Here is a 19324-nt window from a genome sequence, read left to right as displayed (position 1 = left end):
ACTGGCGGAAAATCATTTTGTGCATTTTTTAAATTTGCTCATTTACAGTACAGAATAAATTTTATAAAGGAGACTTCACAATGAAAGACTATACCGAATATATCATTCAAAAAGCGCAGAAGCTTCTTTCCATTGACAGCCCTTCCGGATACACAAAAAATGTATCTCAGTGGCTTCTGGAAACCTACAGAGAAATGGGATATGAACCGCAGCTTACCACAAAAGGCGGAGTTCTGGTGCAGATTTCCCAGGGTACAGGAGAAGCTACAGAGAATCCGTCACAGGGACCTGTTATGCTGATGGCGCATACAGATACTTTGGGGGCTATGGTTTCTTCCATTACCGGCGAGGGCCGTCTGAAACTCAGCCCTTTAGGCGGAATGAATCCCAATAATGCAGAAGCAGAAAACTGCCGTATCATTACAAGAAACGGAAAAACCTATACCGGAACCTTCCAGTTATGTAATGCTTCTATTCATGTCAACGGAGAATATGACGACAAAAAAAGAACCTACAAGGATATGGAAGTTCTTCTGGACGAGCTGGTAACTTCTGCAGAGGAAGTAAAAGCTCTTGGTATCATGACCGGAGATATTGTCTGCTTTGATCCCCGAACAGTTGTCACTCCTTCCGGTTTTATCAAAAGCCGTTTTCTGGATGACAAATTAAGCACTGCCATTCTTTTAGGTTATGCAAAATATTTAAAAGACGAAAACATCACTCCTGCCCGCAGGATTTATCAGCATATTACTGTGTTTGAAGAAGTGGGACACGGCGGCTGCGCTTCCATACCGGATCATGTCACAGAACTTTTGTCTGTGGATATGGGCTGTGTAGGGGAAGGTCTGGAATGTACGGAATGTCAGGTTTCCATCTGTGCAAAGGACAGCCGAGGACCTTATCACTATGATGTTGTTTCCGGTCTTATCCAGGCTGCCAGACAGGCAGATGTGGATTTTGCCGTGGACGTATATCCTCATTATGGTTCTGATGCAGATGCTGCTTTGAATGCGGGAGCTGATGCCCGCCATGGTCTGATCGGCCCGGGCGTATATGCTTCTCACGGATATGAAAGAAGTCACAGAAAAGGTGTGGAAAATACCTTCAATCTCCTGAAAAGCTATCTTGGATAAATTTTCAGAATCTGTGACTTTCCCTGACAATCAGTTATCAAAAGGAGATACTTTTTATGGATTCCTGTCAGATCACGCAATGGTGCGCACGTTTTATCCGTGAACAGGTAAAGCCCGGAGATCTGTGTATTGACGCCACCATGGGAAACGGAAACGACACTTTGCTTTTAAGTACGCTCTGTAAAGAAAACGGACAGGTACTGGCATTTGATATTCAGGAAATGGCTCTTGCCAATACCAAAAAGCGCCTGCTGCATGCAGGCGCTCCCGAAAATTACCGGCTGATCCTCGATTCCCATACCAATATGGCCAGCTATGCTTCACCGGAATCAGTCAGCTGTATTGTATTTAATCTGGGTTATCTTCCCGGAGGAGATCACTCCCTGTCCACAAAAGCAGACACCAGCATCCGGGCTTTGGAGCAGGGGCTTTCTCTTCTTCAGAAAAACGGACTGATCTCTCTGTGTATTTACAGCGGAGGTGACTCCGGATTTCAGGAACGGGATCAGGTGCTTGCCTGGCTTTCCGGGCTGGATTCCCAAAAATATCTGGTGATCCGCAGCGATTATTTTAACCGTCCTAACAATCCGCCCATCCCTGTTCTTATCATAAAGCTTTAGACTTCTCAGAGAATATCAATGTATTCTCCGTTCAGAGCCTTGTTCATGCTCCGCACTGCACAGAATTTCCCACACATGGAGCAGGTATCCTCATGTTCCGGCGCTCTGTCATCCCGGATGCTTCTGGCTGTTTCCGGGTCAATGGAACACTCCCACTGTTTATCCCAGTCAAAGGTTCTTCTTGCATCTGCCATGGCATCATCCATGTCTCTTGCATGAGGAACCTTTTTTGCAATATCTGCCGCATGGGCTGCGATCCTGGATGCGATGATCCCCTGCTTTACATCCTCAACATTTGGAAGCGCCAGATGCTCTGCAGGCGTTACATAACAGAGAAAAGCCGCTCCTGCCGAAGCTGCCACAGCTCCTCCGATAGCAGAGGTGATATGATCATATCCCGGCGCAATATCCGTAACAATAGGTCCCAGAACATAAAAAGGCGCGCCCATGCATACAGACTGCTGCAGTTTCATGTTTGCTTCAATCTGATCAAGAGGCATATGTCCCGGTCCCTCGACCATAACCTGAACATCCTTTTCCCATGCCCGCTTTGTCAGTTCACCCAGACGGACCAGCTCCTCGATCTGACATACGTCACTGGCATCTGCCAGACAGCCGGGCCGGCAGGCATCTCCAAGAGAAATCGTCACATCATATTCCCGGCAGATATCCAGAATTTCATCATAATACTCATAAAATGGGTTTTCCTCTCCCGTCATGCTCATCCATGCAAACACAAGAGAACCTCCTCTGGATACAATGTTCATTTTTCTTTTATGCTTTTTGATCTGGTCAATGGTCTTTCTGGTAATTCCGCAGTGAAGGGTCACAAAGTCAACCCCGTCCTCTGCATGAAGCCGGATCACATCAATAAAATCCTTTGCTGTCAGAGTGGAAAGATCTCTCTGGTAATGGATCACACTGTCATACACTGGAACTGTTCCAATCATTGCCGGACATTCACGGATCAGCTTTTTTCGAAAAGGCTGTGTGTTTCCGTGAGAGGAAAGATCCATAATGGCCTCTGCTCCCATATTCACTGCTGCCATGACTTTTTCCATTTCAATATCATAATCCTTGCAGTCTCTGGAAACTCCAAGATTCACATTGATCTTTGTTCGCAGCATGGAGCCTACTCCATTTGGCTCAATGCAGGTGTGAAGTCTGTTGGCGCAGATTGCCACCTGTCCCTTTGCAACAAGCTCTCTGATTTCCTCCTCTGTACGGTATTCTTTTGCTGCAACCTTTTTCATTTCCGGAGTGATGATTCCACGTCTTGCAGCATCCATCTGTGTTTTATATTCTCTCATAAAGCATTTCCTTTCCGTGTCTTTGTAATTATAATTTTATTCATGTGTTTGTTTTACAAATTTCCTATCCCAAAAGCATGGTTCAGAGGTCCGCTGCCCTTTCCCAGATCCAGTCCGGCTGCCAGAGCCTTTGAGATATATTCCTTTGCACTTTTTACCGCCCCTTCCATTTCCATTCCCTTTGCAAGGTTTGATGCAATAGCGGAAGAAAGTGTACAGCCTGTTCCATGAGTATTGGGATTGTTGATCCGTTTCCCTCTAATCCAGGTCTTCTGTCCTTCCATATAAAGAAGATCATCTGCGTCACAGATGCTGTGACCGCCTTTTAAAAGAACTGCCTTTGCGCCAAGAGCACTGAGCTTTTCTGCTGCCGTTTCCATATCCTGTTTATTTTTTATTACACAGCCGGAAAGAACTTCTGCCTCCGGAATATTTGGCGTGATCAGAGAAGCAAGAGGAAACAGCTCGTTTATAAACGCATCTGCCCCGTTATTTTCCATAAGGGAAGAGCCGCTGGAAGCCACCATCACCGGATCCGCCACCACGTTTTTTGCATGATAAAACCGCAGTTTCTCTCCAATTACCCCAATCAGTTTCTTTGAAGATACCATACCGATCTTTACTGCATCCGGATAAATATCTTCAAATACCGCATCCAGCTGGTCGCTCAAAAATTCCGGTGACACCTCCATAACAGCTCGCACACCTGTTGTATTCTGAGCAGTCAGAGCCGTTATGGCGCTCATCGCATACACGCCGTTTGTGATCATGGTTTTAATATCTGCCTGGATTCCTGCTCCACCACTGGAATCACTTCCGGCAATGGTCAGAGCGGTATGAACACTCATAGGCTTAAAACCTCCCGTATTTTTTTCTTTAGAAGAACGGTTTCTTTCTGTATGTCCCGGGCGGCAAAAATCCCGGACACTACAGCTGCCCCTGCTATATTTCCTCCGGCAAGCTTCTCTATATTCTGTCTGGTGATCCCGCCGATAGCCACTGCCGGAACAGAAACAGAACTGCAGATTTCTTTTAACTGATCTCCTGTAATACGAATGGCATTCTGTTTGGTGGGAGAGGGAAAAACAGCTCCCACGCCAAGATAATCCGCCCCGTCCTGTTCTGCTTTTTTCGCCTGCTCTACCGTTTTTGCGGTGGCTCCTATTATAAAATCTTTCGGAACCTGTTTCCGTATCTCAGAAACCGGCATATCTTCTTTTCCCACATGCACACCATCTGCGCCGCTTAAAAGCGCTGTCTTCACATTATCATTAATGATCAGAGGAACGTGATAGCTGTGACAAATCTCTTTTATTTTTTTTGCTTCCACTATAAGCTCTTCTTCTGTCAGATTCTTTTCCCGAAGCTGGATCAGGGTTGCTCCCCCCTTCAGCGCATCTTCAATCTGTTCCTCCAAAGACTGTCTGCCTGTCCATTTTCTATCTGTCACTGCATAGAGAAGAAGCATATCTTTATGAAATTTCATGTCGTTCTTTTGTCCTTTCCTTTTTTCAGGATACAAAACGCTGTAAAAATATTTTTTTATTCCTGTCTCTTAAAATCCCGCAAATAATCTCCCGGAGATTCGCAGGTCATAAATCCGCTCATCATACAGGCACCTGCCGCCCCGGTCTCTTTTATTTTACTGATATTGGCCGGAGAAATCCCACCGATCGCATAAACCGGAACGGAAACATCTGAGCATACTCTGTTCAGAAAATCCAGTCCCCGTCCAGGCAGCCCTTTCTTACATTCTGTCTCAAAAATATGACCTGCTGTCAGATAGGTACAACCCAGTTTTTCTGCCATTTTTGCCTCTTCCACAGAATGGCAGGAGGCTCCCAGCACCCGAAATCTTTGCCGCTGCCGACGCTCCATTTTCATAAGGACTGGAAGAGGAAGATGGATACTGTCACATCCCAGCTCCAGGGCTGCTTCCGGAAAGCTGTGCAGGATACAGGCAGTGTCCTGCTCTCTGCATATGTTCAGGATTTTTTCTGCAAAATCTATATATTCCCTTTCCGAAAGATCCTTTTCTCTCAGAACTATCGCTGCCGGATGGGCGGCTGCGATCTTCCGAATCCTGGTAAAAAAATCTTCCTGACAGAGTTTTCTGTTTGTAATACACAAAATATCTGAGTTCCTGTTTTCTTTATACATATACATAATCATTCAGAACCGGCTGAAGCCCTTCCTCTGCAATATCCCTGTACATCACATCCAGGCTTCTGCTGTCATCAATTTCAAACTGTTCGTCGCCTTTTGCATCCTCTGATTCCCCGCCGTTGTATTTGCTCTCATGATCACCGATTCCCGTAGACACTCCTGCAGAAATCTTTGTAGCGGCAATCTTCACAATACCGTTCCGAAACTCTGCACTTTCCCTGGATGATACGGTGATTCCGGCAAAAGGAAGAAAAATACGATAGGCGCAGATAATCTGGCAGAGCTGCTTTTCGTGAACATCCAAAGGATTAATTCTGTCATTATTAATGATCGGTCTCAGTCTGGGACAGGACAAGGACATTTCTGCATGAGGATATTTGCGCTGCAGATAATACACATGAAGCCCGGTTGCAAGAGCGTCTTTACGAAAGTCGGAAAGTCCGAGAAGAGCCGAAAAAGCAACACCTCTCATACCTCCCCGCAGAGCCCGCTCCTGAGCGTCAAAACGGTAGGGCCATACTCTTTTGTGTCCCATCAGATGAAGCTGTTCATACTTATCCGTGTCATAGGTTTCCTGAAATACTGTCACATAGTCTGCACCGCACTGGTGTAAATAAGCGTATTCGTCTGTATTTACCGGATAGATTTCCAGACCTACCATACGAAAATATTTCCGAGCAAGCTTACATGCCTCTCCGATATAGGTCACGTCACTCTGGCTGCGGCTCTCTCCTGTAAGAATCAGGATTTCTTCCATGCCACTGTCTGCAATAATCTTCATTTCTTTTTCAATCTGCTCCATAGAAAGCTTCATGCGGCTGATATGGTTATAGCAGTTAAACCCACAGTACACACAGTAATTTTCGCAGTAATTGGCAATATACAAAGGTGTAAAAAGATATACGGTGTTTCCGAAATGCCGTCCGGTCTCCATGCGTGCCCTCTGTGCCATTTCTTCAAGAAACGGTTCTGCCGCCGGAGAAAGCAGGGCTTTAAAATCTTCCACTGAACAGGTTTCATGATTCAGCGCAGCCCTTACATCTGAGGCTGTGTAAACCGAATAGTCATAGTCTTTCATCTGCCCCATAACCTGTCCGCACACCTGAGATTCAATCTGTTCCATCCCGGGCATATATTCCATATGATTTTTCCGGAAAGAAGGATCTGTTTCCAGACGGTGCTTTTTTTCCAGGGCTTTTTCAGAAAGATACTCAGAATCTATAAAAAACTGATTTTCCACTTCACTCACCTCTAATCTCTTAAAAATCCTGTCAGCGGATCCGAAGCAGATGCACCTCTTGTCAGCACTCTTCCAAGACCTGCAAGATATGCCTTTCGTCCGGCTTCAATAGCCTGTTTAAATGCGGCAGCCATCAGAGGCAGATCTCCTGCTGTGGCAAGAGCGGTATTTGCCATAATTGCCGCTGCTCCCATTTCCATTGCCTCACAGGCCTGGGAAGGCTTTCCGATCCCGGCATCAACAATAATGGGAAGATCAATCTCATCAATAAGAATCTGGATAAAATCTTTTGTAGCCAGACCTTTGTTGGAACCAATGGGAGATGCAAGAGGCATAACTGCCGCTGCTCCTGCATTTACCAGATCACGGGCAGTATTCAGGTCCGGATACATATAGGGCATTACCACAAATCCTTTGTCCGCCAGAATCTCTGTTGCTTTTACGGTTTCCTGGTTGTCCGGAAGCAGATATTTGGAATCACGCATGATCTCTATTTTTACAAAATCTCCACAGCCAAGTTCTCTGGCAAGACAGGCGATCCGCACTGCTTCCTCTGCATTTCTCGCTCCACTGGTATTAGGAAGAAGAGTTACTTCCTCCGGAATAAAATCCAGAATATTTTCCTGATCTTTTGTGTTTGCCCGGCGCACCGCCAGTGTAATGATTTCCGCTCCGGCATCCTTTACTGCAGCCTCGATCAGCTTCAGAGAATATTTTCCCGAGCCAAGAATAAAACGGGAGTTAAACTCATGTCCCCCTATGATCAGCTTATCATTCATTGTCCATTTCCTCTTTCTACTATTTGTGCATTTTTTTACATCTACAGATTCTCTTCTGAGAGTTTCCTCTCTGTTTTATGTGTTATTTTCGGGCAAGTATGCGTAGAACTGCATGGGCCTGATGGGCTGCACAGACCATCACCCTGGAAGCCACAAGACTGTTCTGCTCCTTTACCTCACTGGTTTCATCTCCACAGAGGTAAAAACGCTCTGTGATCTTCCTGGTACGAATATCATTTGCGCTTCCCATCCCTGCCATCCCTGATGCAGCTATCAGATATTTTTCCCGCATACTGCAGAGTACCACATCGGTAAGCATAGCTTTGCTCTCTGCATCATCAAAGGCCTCACAGATGATATCTGCATCCTTTAAAAGTTCCTTTGCATTGTCCCGGGTTATTTTTACATTATGTACCTCTGTGTTCAGATACGGCGCGATTTCTCTGAGATTTTCCTTTATAGCTTCTGTTTTGCGCTTTCCCACCTGTTCCGCCTTATACTGCTGCCGGTGAAGATTGCTGACATCTACGTTGTCAAAATCAATAAGGATCAGCTTACCGATCCCGGCTCTGGCAAGCGCTTCTGCAATATGAGAGCCAAGTCCTCCCAGCCCGCAGACTGCCACCACTGCTGAAGAAAATTTCTCCTGCAGTTCTTTTCCATGGCGCATTTTAAATGCCTGCTCCATCTCATCTCTGGTTGGAATCATTCAGCCTCCTCCTACAAAACTTACTACTTCAATGCTGTCTCCATTTTCAAGGACTGTACTGGAATACTCTGCTTTTGGCACAATTTCTCCGTTTTTCTCTACTGCCACACGTTGTATCTGATAACCTGCGCTTTCCAGATACTCTGTCAGCGTTTTTCCCTCTTCTTCCAGAAACTCACCATTGATCTTTACCATATTTTCACCTCTTTTCAAGCAGAAACCAGACGGTTCCGCCCCGCATTCCAGAGAAATTCTATATAAATCCACTGTTTTCTATGAAAAAACGGGAAACTACCAGTTTCGGTAATTTCCCGTTATACATACACTTATGCTCAGGCATCCCTACGTTGGCATTATCCAAATCAGGTTATCGGTCGAAGGTCATACCTTCCTCTCAGCCTGTCATACAAGCTCCCGTCTGCTTTATTTAGTTTTCCTGTTTATTATAGGTTACCATTCACAGTAATCTGTGAACTGTAATTATTATATACTTTTGTAGTGTAAATTACAAGATTTTTATTTTCGTTAAATCCCTTCCATATTCTGTTATTTTAGATTATCCGAGCATTTTTCTAAAAAGATATTATTTTTGTAGTTTCTTTAAAATAATATTAATCATTGTTTCATATCACATAGATAAATTACTCTTTGAGTTATATAATTCATATCCCCCTCGTTTTCCGGAAACAGTAATATGGAAACACTTATATAAAAAATTATTCTGCATTTCATTATTTTTAATAAATGGTCTTACATAATGTCTAAACTTTCAAAATAACTTTTTCTTGTTTGATCTGTGAATACTCATCAATTTCTTTTTGCCAGCATTTCAATTTTTCCTCTGTAATTTTATTTCCTTTCCCCATTCGTTCCATATCAGCAATCCGTTCTTCTATGGTACGGATATGCCCGATTTTTTGACTTCCGCAACAGGACAAAAAGGCAGATAAACTTGATGATAATTCTCTATTCTTTGTTGGCATATCATGGTAACAAAAATATATTTTCCCTGTATTATCTCCGGATAATCCAATTAAAAGATGATCTCCCAACGAATTAATTGCAACAGGAAACAGATTATTATGGATCACATCCAAAAACAATGGTGTGTTTTCAAGCATCGAAATATTATAATTACAATCTGCTTTACCCAAACCATAAAACCCTTGAATATCTGAGGAAATCCCCTTAAGCCGGAAGACTGTGTCAGGAGTTTTTCCTCCATTATATTTTTGTAAAAATATTCGATATTCCTCAGGAAAAATAAGGCTATAACGGTTTTCCATTTCTTGAATGGCATTCTCAATATTTTCATTGTTAAATTTTGATATTAACATCTCTGCACACTTCCATCCCTTAAAAATCTTTCAGTCATTCTGCTTTTATTAAGCCATTGATTTTCAATTATAACAATGCTTTCAGTCCCATGAAAAATACAACAGCTACATCATTTATGTTCCTCAATCTCTCCATATTTGCTATTAGGCAAATATCTAACCTTCAGGTATTCTCCTTTATGTATCCCTTTGCTATAAACAGTTACAGATATTTCTTGTTTCGTTTTATGATCCATAATTCCAACAGCTCTTGTTTGATATTCGTCTTCATTACTATAATCCCAAGCTGTTACTTTTCCCTCTGCTTGAAGATAGTTCTCAGAAATCACGTTAGGAAAATCCTGTACAGCAGGAGGTACCACCCATAAAAACGAAGGAATCAAAATGATACCTATAATACCATTAGAAATCATATTCATCTTTTTTTCGTTTCTTTTTACAAAATCTCTCATATCCATTGGAGCCTTCTCCCACCGAAAGATTCTTTTCCTTTTTATCAGGTGATATAAAAACCAAATTATCAAAACAGATAACAATAAAGCTTCGGTATATAAAACTATAATTATTCTACCCATAATCTTCCCCCTGAAATTTCATAATTTGATTTATTTTCGTCTAATAAAAAAACAATGAAATTCTTTATATTTAATGATTTATTATATCATTCATAAAACTTATATGTCATTATTTTTCTGCTATCTGTCAGAATATTTTTATCCCACGCCTTATCAAAGGCGCAGGTATTGTTCCGCAACAGGCTACTGACACAACGCACCGAGTTTAGCTACACGGCTCACTGACGCTTACCGTGACCGGACTTACACCGGCAAGTGTGGTCCAGCTTCGCTGGACGCACAATATAAAAAATAAGCAGGTGCAATATTTACACCTGCCTGTTTTTATCTCTTACTTATATTTTGTACTGTGCATCAGTCAACAATAGTAATGCTCTCGATCACCGGCTGCTCGTCCGGGTTGATAGTTCCGTTGTTGTCAGTTGGTTTCGCATCCTTACAGATCGCATCTACAACGTCCATTCCCTCTGTTACATGACCAAATCCTGCATAATCTCCATCCAGGAACGTGCTGTCCTCGTGCACAATAAAAAACTGGGAGCTTGCACTGTCCGGATCCATAGCTCTTGCCATGGAGATTACGCCTCTTGTATGGGAAATGTTGTTTTCCACCCCGTTATTTGAAAATTCACCTTTGATATTTTCATCTGATCCACCTGTTCCATTTCCCAGAGGATCTCCGCCCTGAACCATATATCCGTCCATAATACGGTGGAAAGTCAGTCCGTCATAAAAGCCCTCCTGAGCCAGCTTTACAAAATTGGTGACTGTAATGGGAGCAGTATCTGCATCCAGCTCCACCTGGATCTCACCGTAATCCTTTATATTGATCTGCGCATGGTGGATTCCAGTCAGCTCCTTACTTGTATCAAGAACTGCTTCCTTTGTGTCTTTGGCATCAGATGCATTTCCCCCGTCAGAGTTCTCCTCACCGGAACCGTCACTGAAGCCTGCTTTTTCTGCATCCTCATCGCTGACTGTATTTTCACTGCTGCTCTCTGTCTTTGTCGCTTCTGTTTTTGGTCCGCATCCTGTCATCATTCCTGCTGTAAGGACTACTGCACAAAGTATTGCCAGAGTTTTATGTTTCATTTTTATTTTCCTCCTGATCCTGCTGTTTACTGACAAAAATCCTGCCTGCGGACTTCTGTCATATAATGTCCATAATGCCGGAGTTTCTCTTTCCCTTTTTCTTACCGGATTCTGTCCGGAAAACCAACCTTTCTCTGAACCTTGCGCAGAGTTTTTGTGGCAAAATAATTAGCCTTTTCTGCATTTTCTTTGATAATGGAATCAATATATGCCTTATCCTTGGAAAGACGGGCAAATTCATCCTGAAGTGGTTTGAGAACAGAGATAACAGCTTCTGCCACTGCCGGTTTCAGCTCGCCGTATCCTTTTCCGTCAAATTCTTTTACTGCCTCGTCCGGTGTTTTTCCTGTGCAGGCGCAGTAAATCTCAATCAGATTCTTTACGCCCGGCTGCTCATCTCTGTAGCTTACGCAGCCTTCTGAATCTGTTACCGCGCGCTTAAATTTACGCATGATGGTATCCGGATCATCCATAAGATAAATGCTGGCATTGGGATTCTCGTCAGATTTTGACATTTTTCTGGAAGGATCCTGAAGACTCATGATCTTTGCCCCTACTTTGCCCACATAAGCTTCCGGAACAGTAAACACATCTCCGTAAATGTTATTGAAACGCTCTGCAATATTTCTGGTAAGCTCCAGATGCTGCATCTGATCAATTCCAACCGGAACCACGTCCGTCTGATACAGAAGAATATCTGCTGCCATCAGAGTCGGATAGGTAAACAGACCTGCATTGATATTATCTGCATGCTTTGCAGATTTATCCTTGAACTGAGTCATACGGTTCAGTTCGCCCATGTAGGTAAAGCAGTTTAAAATCCAGGCCAGCTCAGCATGGCCGGAAACATGGGACTGATAGTAAATGCAGTTTTTCTTCGGGTCAAGTCCTGCTGCAATATAAAGAGTCAGAAGATTGCGGGCGCTTTTGCGAAGCTCTGCCGGATTCTGACGGACAGTGATCGAATGAAGATCTACCACGCTGTAAAAGCACTCATATTCGTCACTTAAAGTCAGCCAGTTTTTCAGAGCGCCAAGATAATTTCCCAGAGTGAGATTTCCTGTTGCCTGCATTCCGCTGAATAAAACTTTTTTGTCATTTATCATAGTCTATACCTCTCTTACTGACGCATTTGGGAAAGTATTCTGCACATCCCGAATATCTCTCGTATTGCCGGAATCATGGTTTCCTGTAACACAGGATATCCACAGCCTGTAGTTTCCGGTTCCGAAAGTTCTGTAGATGCCTTCTGCACCTTTCCTTTATGCACATCTGAATTGTATATTAGTTTATCATTCTGTAGAAATAAAGTCAATTACTTGTCACCTGGAACCTGGTCTGTTAAAATAGAGAAAGTACAAAAAACCAGGAGGAAAAAACATGAAAAAAATTGCAAGCTTTACCATAGACCATATAAAGCTTCAGCCGGGGATCTATGTTTCCAGAAAAGACTATCTGGGCGATCAGGTGATCACCACCTTTGACATCCGCATGACTTCTCCCAACGAAGAACCTGTTATGAATACTGCTGAGCTTCATGCCATGGAACATCTGGCAGCTACTTTTCTCCGGAACCACGCAGAATTCGGGTCAAAAGTTATTTACTGGGGACCTATGGGCTGCCGTACCGGAAATTATCTTCTGCTGGCAGGAGATTACGAATCAAAGGATATTGTCGGTCTGATAACAGAAATGTTTGAATTTATCCGTGACTTTGAGGGAGAAATCCCGGGCGCTTCCGCCAAAGACTGCGGCAACTATCTGGATATGAACTTGAACATGGCAAAATATCTGGCCGATAAATATTTAAAAGAGGTTCTTTACGATATCAAAGAGGAACGGCTGATTTATCCGGAGTAAATAATTATCAGCACAATAAAAAACCAGAGCTTTTTCTATCCAAAATAGAAAATATGCTCTGGTTTTTCTTTGCTTTTGTTTTTACTGAACCGGAGCGGCAGTTCCTTCTGCCGCAGGTGCTCCTGCCGGAGCCTCAGTGGTCACATACTCGGCACTGATATACCCTTTCTGTCCCTCAAGCTCTACCTCAACCCATTTATTATCTTCGCTGACACCTGTACCGGTAAGCTGTTCGCCTACCTTGGTGCTCCGGATAACATTGGTCTGATCTGTTGTTACACAGTCTGTACGGATATTAGCCTCATTGTTTGCATAATATGTAACATTTTTCTGTATGATCTTAACACCGCTTGCTGTCTGAGAAGTCTGCGGCACCGGTGTTGCTGTTACAGCCGGTGTAGGTGTTGCTGCCGGTGTAGGCGTTGCAGTGGGGGTTGGGGTTGCCTTTATCACAGTCACGGTAGAATCCTCTCCTCCAGTGCTGTATCCGCAGCCGGATGCAACAAGAGTAAGACCTGCCAGTGCAATCAGTAATCTGGATTTCTTCATAAGAATTTTCCTCCTTTATAGCATATCACCATGATACCCCATTCCGGGTGGATTATGCAAGCCTTTTTTGCTTTTCACCTCAGAAACGAAAATCTCTTTTTCCCTGTTCGATCTCCTTCAGATTCTTTGCACAGATCTCCCTTGTTTTTTCTCTTTCCACATTCTGAAGTTCTCTCTCGATCACCTTCAGACCTTTTTCTCTGGTATCCATAGATGCATAATCTTCCAGATATTCTTTCAGAGTCATCAATGCATTTGGATGACAGCAGTTGGCAATCTGTCCCTTCTTTACAAGAGACATGAAACGATCTCCGGTGCGTCCTTCCCGGTAACAGGCTGTACAAAAGCTTGGAATATACCCCAGGTCCAGCAGCCAGCTGACGATCTCATCCAGTGTCCTTCTGTCACTTAAATCAAACTGAGCGGAATTGTCTTCCTCCGGCTCTTCCTCTGCATAGCCTCCCACAGAGGTTCTGGAGCCTCCACTGATCTGGGAAATACCAAGATCCAGCACCTTTTCTCTGCATTTCTGAGACTCTCTGGTAGAAATGATCATTCCTGTGTAAGGAACTGCAATGCGGATTACGGCTACGATCTTCTGGAAAATCTCGTCCGGAACGGCATTGGTAAAGTCTTTTGTGTCAATATCATCAGCCGGACAGATTCTTGGAACGCTGATGGTGTGAGGTCCTACACCGAACCGGGCCTCCAGATGCTCTGCATGCATCAGGATTCCCACAAAGTCATAACGGTAAGTTTCCAGTCCAAAAAGCACACCGCAGCCAACATCGTCAATGCCCGCTTCCATGGCACGGTCCATGGCTTCTGTATGGTATGCATAATCACTTTTGGGTCCTGTGGGATGAAGTGCCTCATAGCTTTCTTTATTATATGTTTCCTGAAAAAGGATATAGGTTCCGATTCCTGCTTCTTTCAGTTTCCGGTAATTTTCTACTGTGGTCGCCGCAATGTTTACGTTCACACGGCGGATGGCTCCGTTTTTGTGCTTGATACTGTAAATGGTTTTGATACTTTCCAGCACATATTCAATAGGATTGTTTTTGGGATCTTCTCCTGTTTCCAGAGCAAGACGCTTATGTCCCATATCCTGAAGAGCAATCACCTCCTGGCGGATTTCCTCCTGAGTCAGTTTTTTGCGGCGGATGTGTTTGTTTTTTGCATGGTAAGGACAGTAAACGCATCCATTAACACAATAGTTGGAAAGATAAAGAGGCGCAAACATGACAATTCTGTTTCCATAAAATTTCTGTTTGATTTCTTTTGCCACATGGTACATTTTTTCCACAAGCGCCGGATCGTCACATTCCAGGAGAAGAGCCGCCTCTCTGTGGCTTAACCCCTTACAGTCTCTCGCTCTCTCAATGAGTTCTTCGATCAGCTGCGTATTATTTTTATTTGCTCTGGCATATTCCAGAGAATCCAGGATTTCCTGATGATCAATAAATTCTGTTGCTTTTGTTGACTTCGGATTATACATAAGTCCTCCTTCTGCCGCCTCAGACAGCCTGTCTTTTTATTTTTTATAATCTCCCCGGTCTGTTACAATGTAACAGCCAATTGTTTCCATTCTCTTTTTTAACTGCTCCACACATTCTGCCGCCTCATTTCCTGTGGAAATCTTTCCGTCATAAAGCATATATTTTTTTCTTACTGACAAAGGAGAAAGATTTGGCATCACAACATTGGCTCCGGAAAGTATCCCAAGCTCTCTTCCATCCGGAGCGATCGTGCCAAGAGCCGTAGTTGCCGGAAGAAGAGCCTGAGGCAGCATCAGCCGCACAAGAGCCAGACAAAAAAGTGTATCTTCAAGGGTTCCGTCCTCACTGCCCCGGAAAGGCGTATCTTTGTGAGAGATAAAAGGTCCGATCCCCACCATTTCCGGATCCAGATCTTTCAGAAATAAAAAATCCTCTGCCAGAGTTTCTGCCGTCTGTCCCGGGGATCCTACCATAAATCCCGCTCCTGTCTGAAATCCCAGTTTTTTAAGGGTTCTGAGACAGTCTTTTCTGTTCTGAAGAGATAACGGTTCCGGATGCAGAACCCGGTAATGTGTGTCATCTGCCGTTTCATGACGGAGAAGATAACGGTCTGCACCGGCTGTCCGAAATGCTCTGTACTCTTCTTCGGTGCGTTCTCCCACTGAAAGGGTCACTGCGCAGTCCGGATATTTTTCTTTGATATGGCGCACCAGCCCGGACAGCTTTTCTCCTGTAAAATATCCGTCCTCGCCCCCCTGAAGGACAAAGGTACGAAATCCCAGCCCATAACCCTGTTGACAGCAGGAAAGAATCTCCTCCTCTGTCAACCGATATCGCTGCGCAGCATGATTGCTTCTTCTCAGTCCACAGTAATAGCAGTCATTTCTGCAGAAACTTGTAAATTCGATCAGACCTCTGATATAAATCTGATCTCCATATATTTTCTGCCGTACACCTTTTGCCAGCTCCCGGGCATAGAGATCTGTCTCCGGGCTTCTGTTGGAAAACAGGTTCAGAAATTCTTCCCTGCTCAGCCTTTGTGTGTGATGTAGCTTGTCGATCAGCTCTTTCATAAATTTTTCTCCGGCATTTTAGAATATACGGTTTTACTGGTGATCCCATCCAACATTCCCAGCTTTCCGGACAAGGCGCTGATAGTTTCCTGGGGAGCGTCCAGTATCACACTGATCACAGACACACCCTTCGGGCGATAAGGCACTCCCATTCTTCCTACTATAAATTCTCCATATTCATAAAGCAGCCGATTCAGTTCTTCACTTTTGGAGCGGTCTTCCACAATAATGGCAATCACTGCAATTCTTGTATCCATAAAACATCTCCCTTCCTGCTGTTTGTTTTCGCCAGATACAGTTTTCCTGAACAGTCCCTTTTAAAATAAAAAAAGATGCCCTCTGGGACACCGGAAAATATGCAGAAAAAACTGCAGATTACAACTGCAGCCATATCTCACTGTTTTTTACATTCTCTGACGTCCATTCTTGTCAGGTTTCCCTTAAAAGTCCGGTACAATTTCAATATACCATATATTTTCGTCAAAAACAATTAATTCTTTCTACAAACTCACCTTACTAAAATTCCCGAATTTTGCACTATACTCCACACGCAATTTCTATTATAATAAAAAAACGTTACTACTCACAGTAACCAAAATCATACCTGAAGTTTCAACTCTGTTCTGAAATAATCAGGAATTTATGTACACATCGGAGGAAAAATTATGGATTCTGCATTATATGCCAATTACCTGGCTATCCTGCATCATGAACTGGTTCCTGCTCTCGGATGTACGGAACCTATTGCCATTGCCTATGCTGCCGCCAAAGCACGGCAGATTCTGGGAGAGTTTCCGGATTCCGTTGAAATGCATTTAAGCGGAAACATTATAAAAAATGTAAAAGGTGTCACTGTTCCCAATTCCGGAGGACTGAAAGGAATTGATATTGCAGCGCTCCTTGGCATTACAGGAGGCAACGCCGATAAAGCTCTTGAAGTTCTTGAGGGCATCCGTCCGGAACATATCAGACAGGCTCAGGAGCTGGCTGAAAACCACGTCTGTTCCTGTACGCTTGCAGAAGGCGTTTCCAATCTCTATATCTGCGCAAAGGTATGTAAAGGCAGCCATTATGCGGAGGTGACCATTGTTGACCAGCACACCAATATTACAAAGATCGTCAAAGACGGTCAGGTTCTTTTTTCCGGAGAAACCACAGAGAAAAAACCGGAGGAACCTCCTTTTGACAAATCAAAGCTTACAGTAAAAGATATTCTGGATTTTGCTGATCAGGTAAAAATTGAAGATGTCCAGGAGCTTCTGGAGCGTCAGATCCGTTTGAATACAGCGATTTCCCAGGAAGGTCTGGACAATAATTACGGGGCGCAGATCGGCAAAACTCTGATGCATGTGTGGGGAAAAGGAATCACCACCAGAGCCTGTGCAAGAGCTGCTGCCGGAAGCGACGCCCGCATGGGCGGCTGTTCCATGCCGGTTGTGATCAATTCCGGAAGCGGCAATCAGGGCATGACCGTTTCTCTTCCTGTGATCACCTATGCAGAAGAATGGGAGGTTTCCAGAGCAAAGCTTTACCGCTCTCTTGTTGTCAGTAATCTGGTTGCCATTCATCAGAAATATTATATCGGAAGTCTTTCCGCCTACTGCGGAGCTGTCAGCGCTGCCTGCGGAGCCGGAGCGGGGATCACTTATATGTACGGAGGAACTTATCAGCAGGTTTCCCTGACTATTATCAACACTCTGGGAAATGTAGGAGGAATCGTATGCGATGGCGCAAAACCGTCCTGCGCTGCAAAAATCGCATCTTCCGTTGACGCAGCTCTAATGGCCTTTCACATGAGTATCCAGAATAAAAGTTTCCTTCCGGGAGAAGGAATCATACGGGGCGATGTGGAAAAAACCATAAAGAGCATGGGGTATATCGGCCGTGTGGGAATGAGGGCCACTGATACGGAAATACTTAACATTATGATCGATCGTGTAAATGTAGATCAGGACTGCTGATTCTTACTTGAAAGGAGGACTTTTATTTTTATGAAAGAAAAAAACAGTTTTTTTACCAGCCTTCCCTTTAAGCTTCTTGTAGGCGTTGTTCTCGGTATTGTATCCGGGATTATCCTGAACTCCACAGACGGCTCCGTCATTACTGCCGGTATTCTGAATGTGGTTGTCACTCTGAAATATGTACTTGGACAGCTGATCAATTTCTGTGTGCCGCTGATCATCATTGGCTTTATAGCGCCGTCTATTACCAAACTGGGCAACAGTGCTTCCCGGATGCTTGGGGTTGCTATTGTGATCGCATACGCATCTTCCATTGGGGCTGCGCTTATGTCCACAGCAGCCGGATATGCAATCATCCCTCATTTATCCATTGTCACTGATGTAGAAGGGCTGAAGCAGCTTCCGGAAGTGGTTTTTGAACTGGAAATCCCACAGATCATGTCTGTTATGAGCGCACTGGTCTTTTCCATTATGATCGGACTTGCCGCCGCCTGGAACAAATCAAAAATGATCACAGGAGTTCTCGAGGAATTCCAGGCAATTGTTCTCTCCATTGTTTCCAAAGTGATCATTCCGGTGCTTCCCTTCTTTATTGCCCTGACTTTCTGCAGTCTGGCATATGAAGGTTCTATCACCAAGCAGCTTCCTGTATTCCTTCAGGTGATCGTGATCGTGCTTATCGGACATTTTATCTGGATGGCTCTTCTGTATATCCTTGCAGGGATCTATTCACACGAAAATCCCATGGACGTGGTGCGCTACTACGGTCCTGCCTATCTGACTGCAGTGGGAACCATGTCCTCGGCAGCTACCCTTGCCGTTGCCCTTCAATGTGCCGGAAAAGCAAAACCACTTCGGAAAGATATGGTACAGTTTGGCATTCCTCTTTTTGCCAATATCCATCTTTGCGGTTCTGTTCTCACAGAAGTATTTTTCTGTATGACAGTATCCAAAATTTTGTACGGCTCCCTTCCGTCTGCCGGCACTATGATCCTTTTCTGTCTTCTTCTGGGCGTGTTTGCCATCGGCGCTCCCGGTGTCCCCGGAGGAACCGTTATGGCGTCTCTCGGAATCATCACCGGGGTTCTTGGCTTCAACGAAACCGGCACAGCCCTTATGCTTACCATTTTTGCCCTTCAGGACAGCTTCGGTACTGCCTGCAACGTAACAGGAGACGGCGCCCTGACGCTTTTCCTTACCGGCTATGCAAAACGCCATCACATTCAGGAGCAGAATATCCACGTTGATCTCTGATCCGTATCTACAAACAAAAACTGCAGAAGTCCGTTTCTTTCCTGAGACGGAACGCTCTGCAGTTTTTATTATTTTCACTGTATTCCCCTGTAAAATCCTTCTTCTCTTTTGTACGAAAACAATACCCTAATTTTCAATTCAGATTTTTCCACCGGCTGTATCTTTGA

General features: G+C 44.1%; 21 protein-coding genes and 1 riboswitch. Of the genes, 5 read left to right on the top strand and 16 right to left on the bottom strand.

Annotated elements, in window-relative coordinates; translation table 11 throughout:
- The first annotated feature begins 80 nt into the window (after nt 1-80).
- Together LU279_RS07890 and LU279_RS07885 are read left to right on the top strand one after the other, a co-directional pair.
- A complete protein-coding gene (locus LU279_RS07890) occupies nt 81-1133 on the top strand; it encodes a M42 family metallopeptidase (protein ID WP_274422029.1) in 1053 nt (350 codons plus the stop codon).
- A 56-nt stretch (nt 1134-1189) separates the two neighbouring features.
- Nucleotides 1190-1753 (top strand): class I SAM-dependent methyltransferase, encoded by a 564-nt coding sequence (locus LU279_RS07885; RefSeq protein ID WP_274422028.1) that lies wholly within the window; start codon nt 1190-1192, stop codon nt 1751-1753.
- A 5-nt stretch (nt 1754-1758) separates the two neighbouring features.
- On the opposite strand, the gene thiC is transcribed toward LU279_RS07885, so the two are convergent.
- From thiC to trpS, 12 genes are all read right to left on the bottom strand, one after another.
- On the bottom strand, nt 1759-3063 hold the full coding sequence (thiC, locus tag LU279_RS07880) for a phosphomethylpyrimidine synthase ThiC (RefSeq protein ID WP_274422027.1): 1305 nt from the start codon (nt 3061-3063) through the stop codon (nt 1759-1761).
- Nucleotides 3064-3116: 53 nt separating this feature from the next.
- Complete coding sequence (gene thiD, locus LU279_RS07875; protein ID WP_274422026.1) at nt 3117-3911, bottom strand: bifunctional hydroxymethylpyrimidine kinase/phosphomethylpyrimidine kinase; 795 nt, start codon at nt 3909-3911, stop codon at nt 3117-3119.
- Nucleotides 3908-4549: a thiamine phosphate synthase gene (gene thiE / locus LU279_RS07870; RefSeq protein ID WP_274422025.1), complete on the bottom strand. Its 642-nt coding sequence runs from the start codon at nt 4547-4549 to the stop codon at nt 3908-3910. Before thiE ends, thiD begins: the two co-directional genes overlap by 4 nt.
- Nucleotides 4550-4605: 56 nt before the next feature.
- A complete protein-coding gene (locus LU279_RS07865; protein ID WP_274422024.1) occupies nt 4606-5235 on the bottom strand; it encodes a thiamine phosphate synthase in 630 nt (209 codons plus the stop codon).
- Nucleotides 5216-6469 carry a 2-iminoacetate synthase ThiH gene (gene thiH / locus LU279_RS07860; RefSeq protein ID WP_274422058.1) on the bottom strand — a complete coding sequence of 418 codons (1254 nt, stop codon included), beginning with the start codon at nt 6467-6469 and terminating at the stop codon, nt 5216-5218. The genes LU279_RS07865 and thiH overlap by 20 nt, the downstream gene beginning before the upstream one ends.
- Nucleotides 6470-6480: 11 nt before the next feature.
- Nucleotides 6481-7248 (bottom strand): thiazole synthase, encoded by a 768-nt coding sequence (locus tag LU279_RS07855; RefSeq protein WP_274422023.1) that lies wholly within the window; start codon nt 7246-7248, stop codon nt 6481-6483.
- Nucleotides 7249-7330: 82 nt separating this feature from the next.
- Entirely contained in the window at nt 7331-7957 is a 627-nt protein-coding gene (gene thiF, locus LU279_RS07850) for a thiamine biosynthesis protein ThiF (protein ID WP_274422022.1), read from the bottom strand.
- Entirely contained in the window at nt 7958-8152 is a 195-nt protein-coding gene (gene thiS / locus LU279_RS07845) for a sulfur carrier protein ThiS (RefSeq protein ID WP_274422021.1), read from the bottom strand.
- A 127-nt stretch (nt 8153-8279) separates the two neighbouring features.
- A riboswitch (TPP riboswitch) is annotated at nt 8280-8386 on the bottom strand.
- A gap of 332 nt (nt 8387-8718) precedes the next feature.
- Nucleotides 8719-9294, bottom strand: coding sequence for an SMI1/KNR4 family protein (locus LU279_RS07840; RefSeq protein WP_177505738.1), 576 nt, complete (start codon nt 9292-9294; stop codon nt 8719-8721).
- A 110-nt stretch (nt 9295-9404) separates the two neighbouring features.
- The gene (locus tag LU279_RS07835; protein WP_274422020.1) at nt 9405-9752 is read right to left on the bottom strand and encodes a hypothetical protein; all 348 of its coding nucleotides are present in this window, start codon (nt 9750-9752) and stop codon (nt 9405-9407) included.
- A gap of 471 nt (nt 9753-10223) precedes the next feature.
- Nucleotides 10224-10961: a peptidylprolyl isomerase gene (locus tag LU279_RS07830; protein ID WP_177505740.1), complete on the bottom strand. Its 738-nt coding sequence runs from the start codon at nt 10959-10961 to the stop codon at nt 10224-10226.
- A gap of 101 nt (nt 10962-11062) precedes the next feature.
- The gene (trpS, locus tag LU279_RS07825; protein ID WP_274422019.1) at nt 11063-12067 is read right to left on the bottom strand and encodes a tryptophan--tRNA ligase; all 1005 of its coding nucleotides are present in this window, start codon (nt 12065-12067) and stop codon (nt 11063-11065) included.
- A gap of 274 nt (nt 12068-12341) precedes the next feature.
- Here trpS and LU279_RS07820 point away from each other — a divergent pair, with 274 nt between their 5' ends.
- Entirely contained in the window at nt 12342-12821 is a 480-nt protein-coding gene (locus LU279_RS07820) for an S-ribosylhomocysteine lyase (RefSeq protein ID WP_274422018.1), read from the top strand.
- A gap of 81 nt (nt 12822-12902) precedes the next feature.
- On the opposite strand, the gene LU279_RS07815 is transcribed toward LU279_RS07820, so the two are convergent.
- From LU279_RS07815 to LU279_RS07800, 4 genes are all read right to left on the bottom strand, one after another.
- The gene (locus LU279_RS07815; protein WP_274422017.1) at nt 12903-13370 is read right to left on the bottom strand and encodes an SH3 domain-containing protein; all 468 of its coding nucleotides are present in this window, start codon (nt 13368-13370) and stop codon (nt 12903-12905) included.
- A gap of 79 nt (nt 13371-13449) precedes the next feature.
- The gene (gene hydG / locus LU279_RS07810; RefSeq protein WP_274422016.1) at nt 13450-14868 is read right to left on the bottom strand and encodes a [FeFe] hydrogenase H-cluster radical SAM maturase HydG; all 1419 of its coding nucleotides are present in this window, start codon (nt 14866-14868) and stop codon (nt 13450-13452) included.
- A 36-nt stretch (nt 14869-14904) separates the two neighbouring features.
- Complete coding sequence (hydE, locus tag LU279_RS07805; RefSeq protein WP_274422015.1) at nt 14905-15942, bottom strand: [FeFe] hydrogenase H-cluster radical SAM maturase HydE; 1038 nt, start codon at nt 15940-15942, stop codon at nt 14905-14907.
- Entirely contained in the window at nt 15939-16199 is a 261-nt protein-coding gene (locus LU279_RS07800) for a TM1266 family iron-only hydrogenase system putative regulator (protein WP_274422014.1), read from the bottom strand. Before LU279_RS07800 ends, hydE begins: the two co-directional genes overlap by 4 nt.
- Nucleotides 16200-16607: 408 nt before the next feature.
- On the opposite strand from LU279_RS07800, the gene LU279_RS07795 reads away from it, so the two are divergent.
- Both LU279_RS07795 and LU279_RS07790 read left to right on the top strand, forming a co-directional pair.
- Nucleotides 16608-17903 carry an L-cysteine desulfidase family protein gene (locus LU279_RS07795; protein WP_274422013.1) on the top strand — a complete coding sequence of 432 codons (1296 nt, stop codon included), beginning with the start codon at nt 16608-16610 and terminating at the stop codon, nt 17901-17903.
- A gap of 30 nt (nt 17904-17933) precedes the next feature.
- Nucleotides 17934-19157 carry a dicarboxylate/amino acid:cation symporter gene (locus LU279_RS07790; RefSeq protein ID WP_274422012.1) on the top strand — a complete coding sequence of 408 codons (1224 nt, stop codon included), beginning with the start codon at nt 17934-17936 and terminating at the stop codon, nt 19155-19157.
- Nucleotides 19158-19324 lie beyond the last annotated feature (167 nt).

It is taken from the genome of Blautia sp. XA-2221, assembly GCF_028767025.1.
Lineage (GTDB): Bacteria > Bacillota > Clostridia > Lachnospirales > Lachnospiraceae > Blautia_A.
This window is presented reverse-complemented; position numbering and strand designations above follow the sequence as displayed.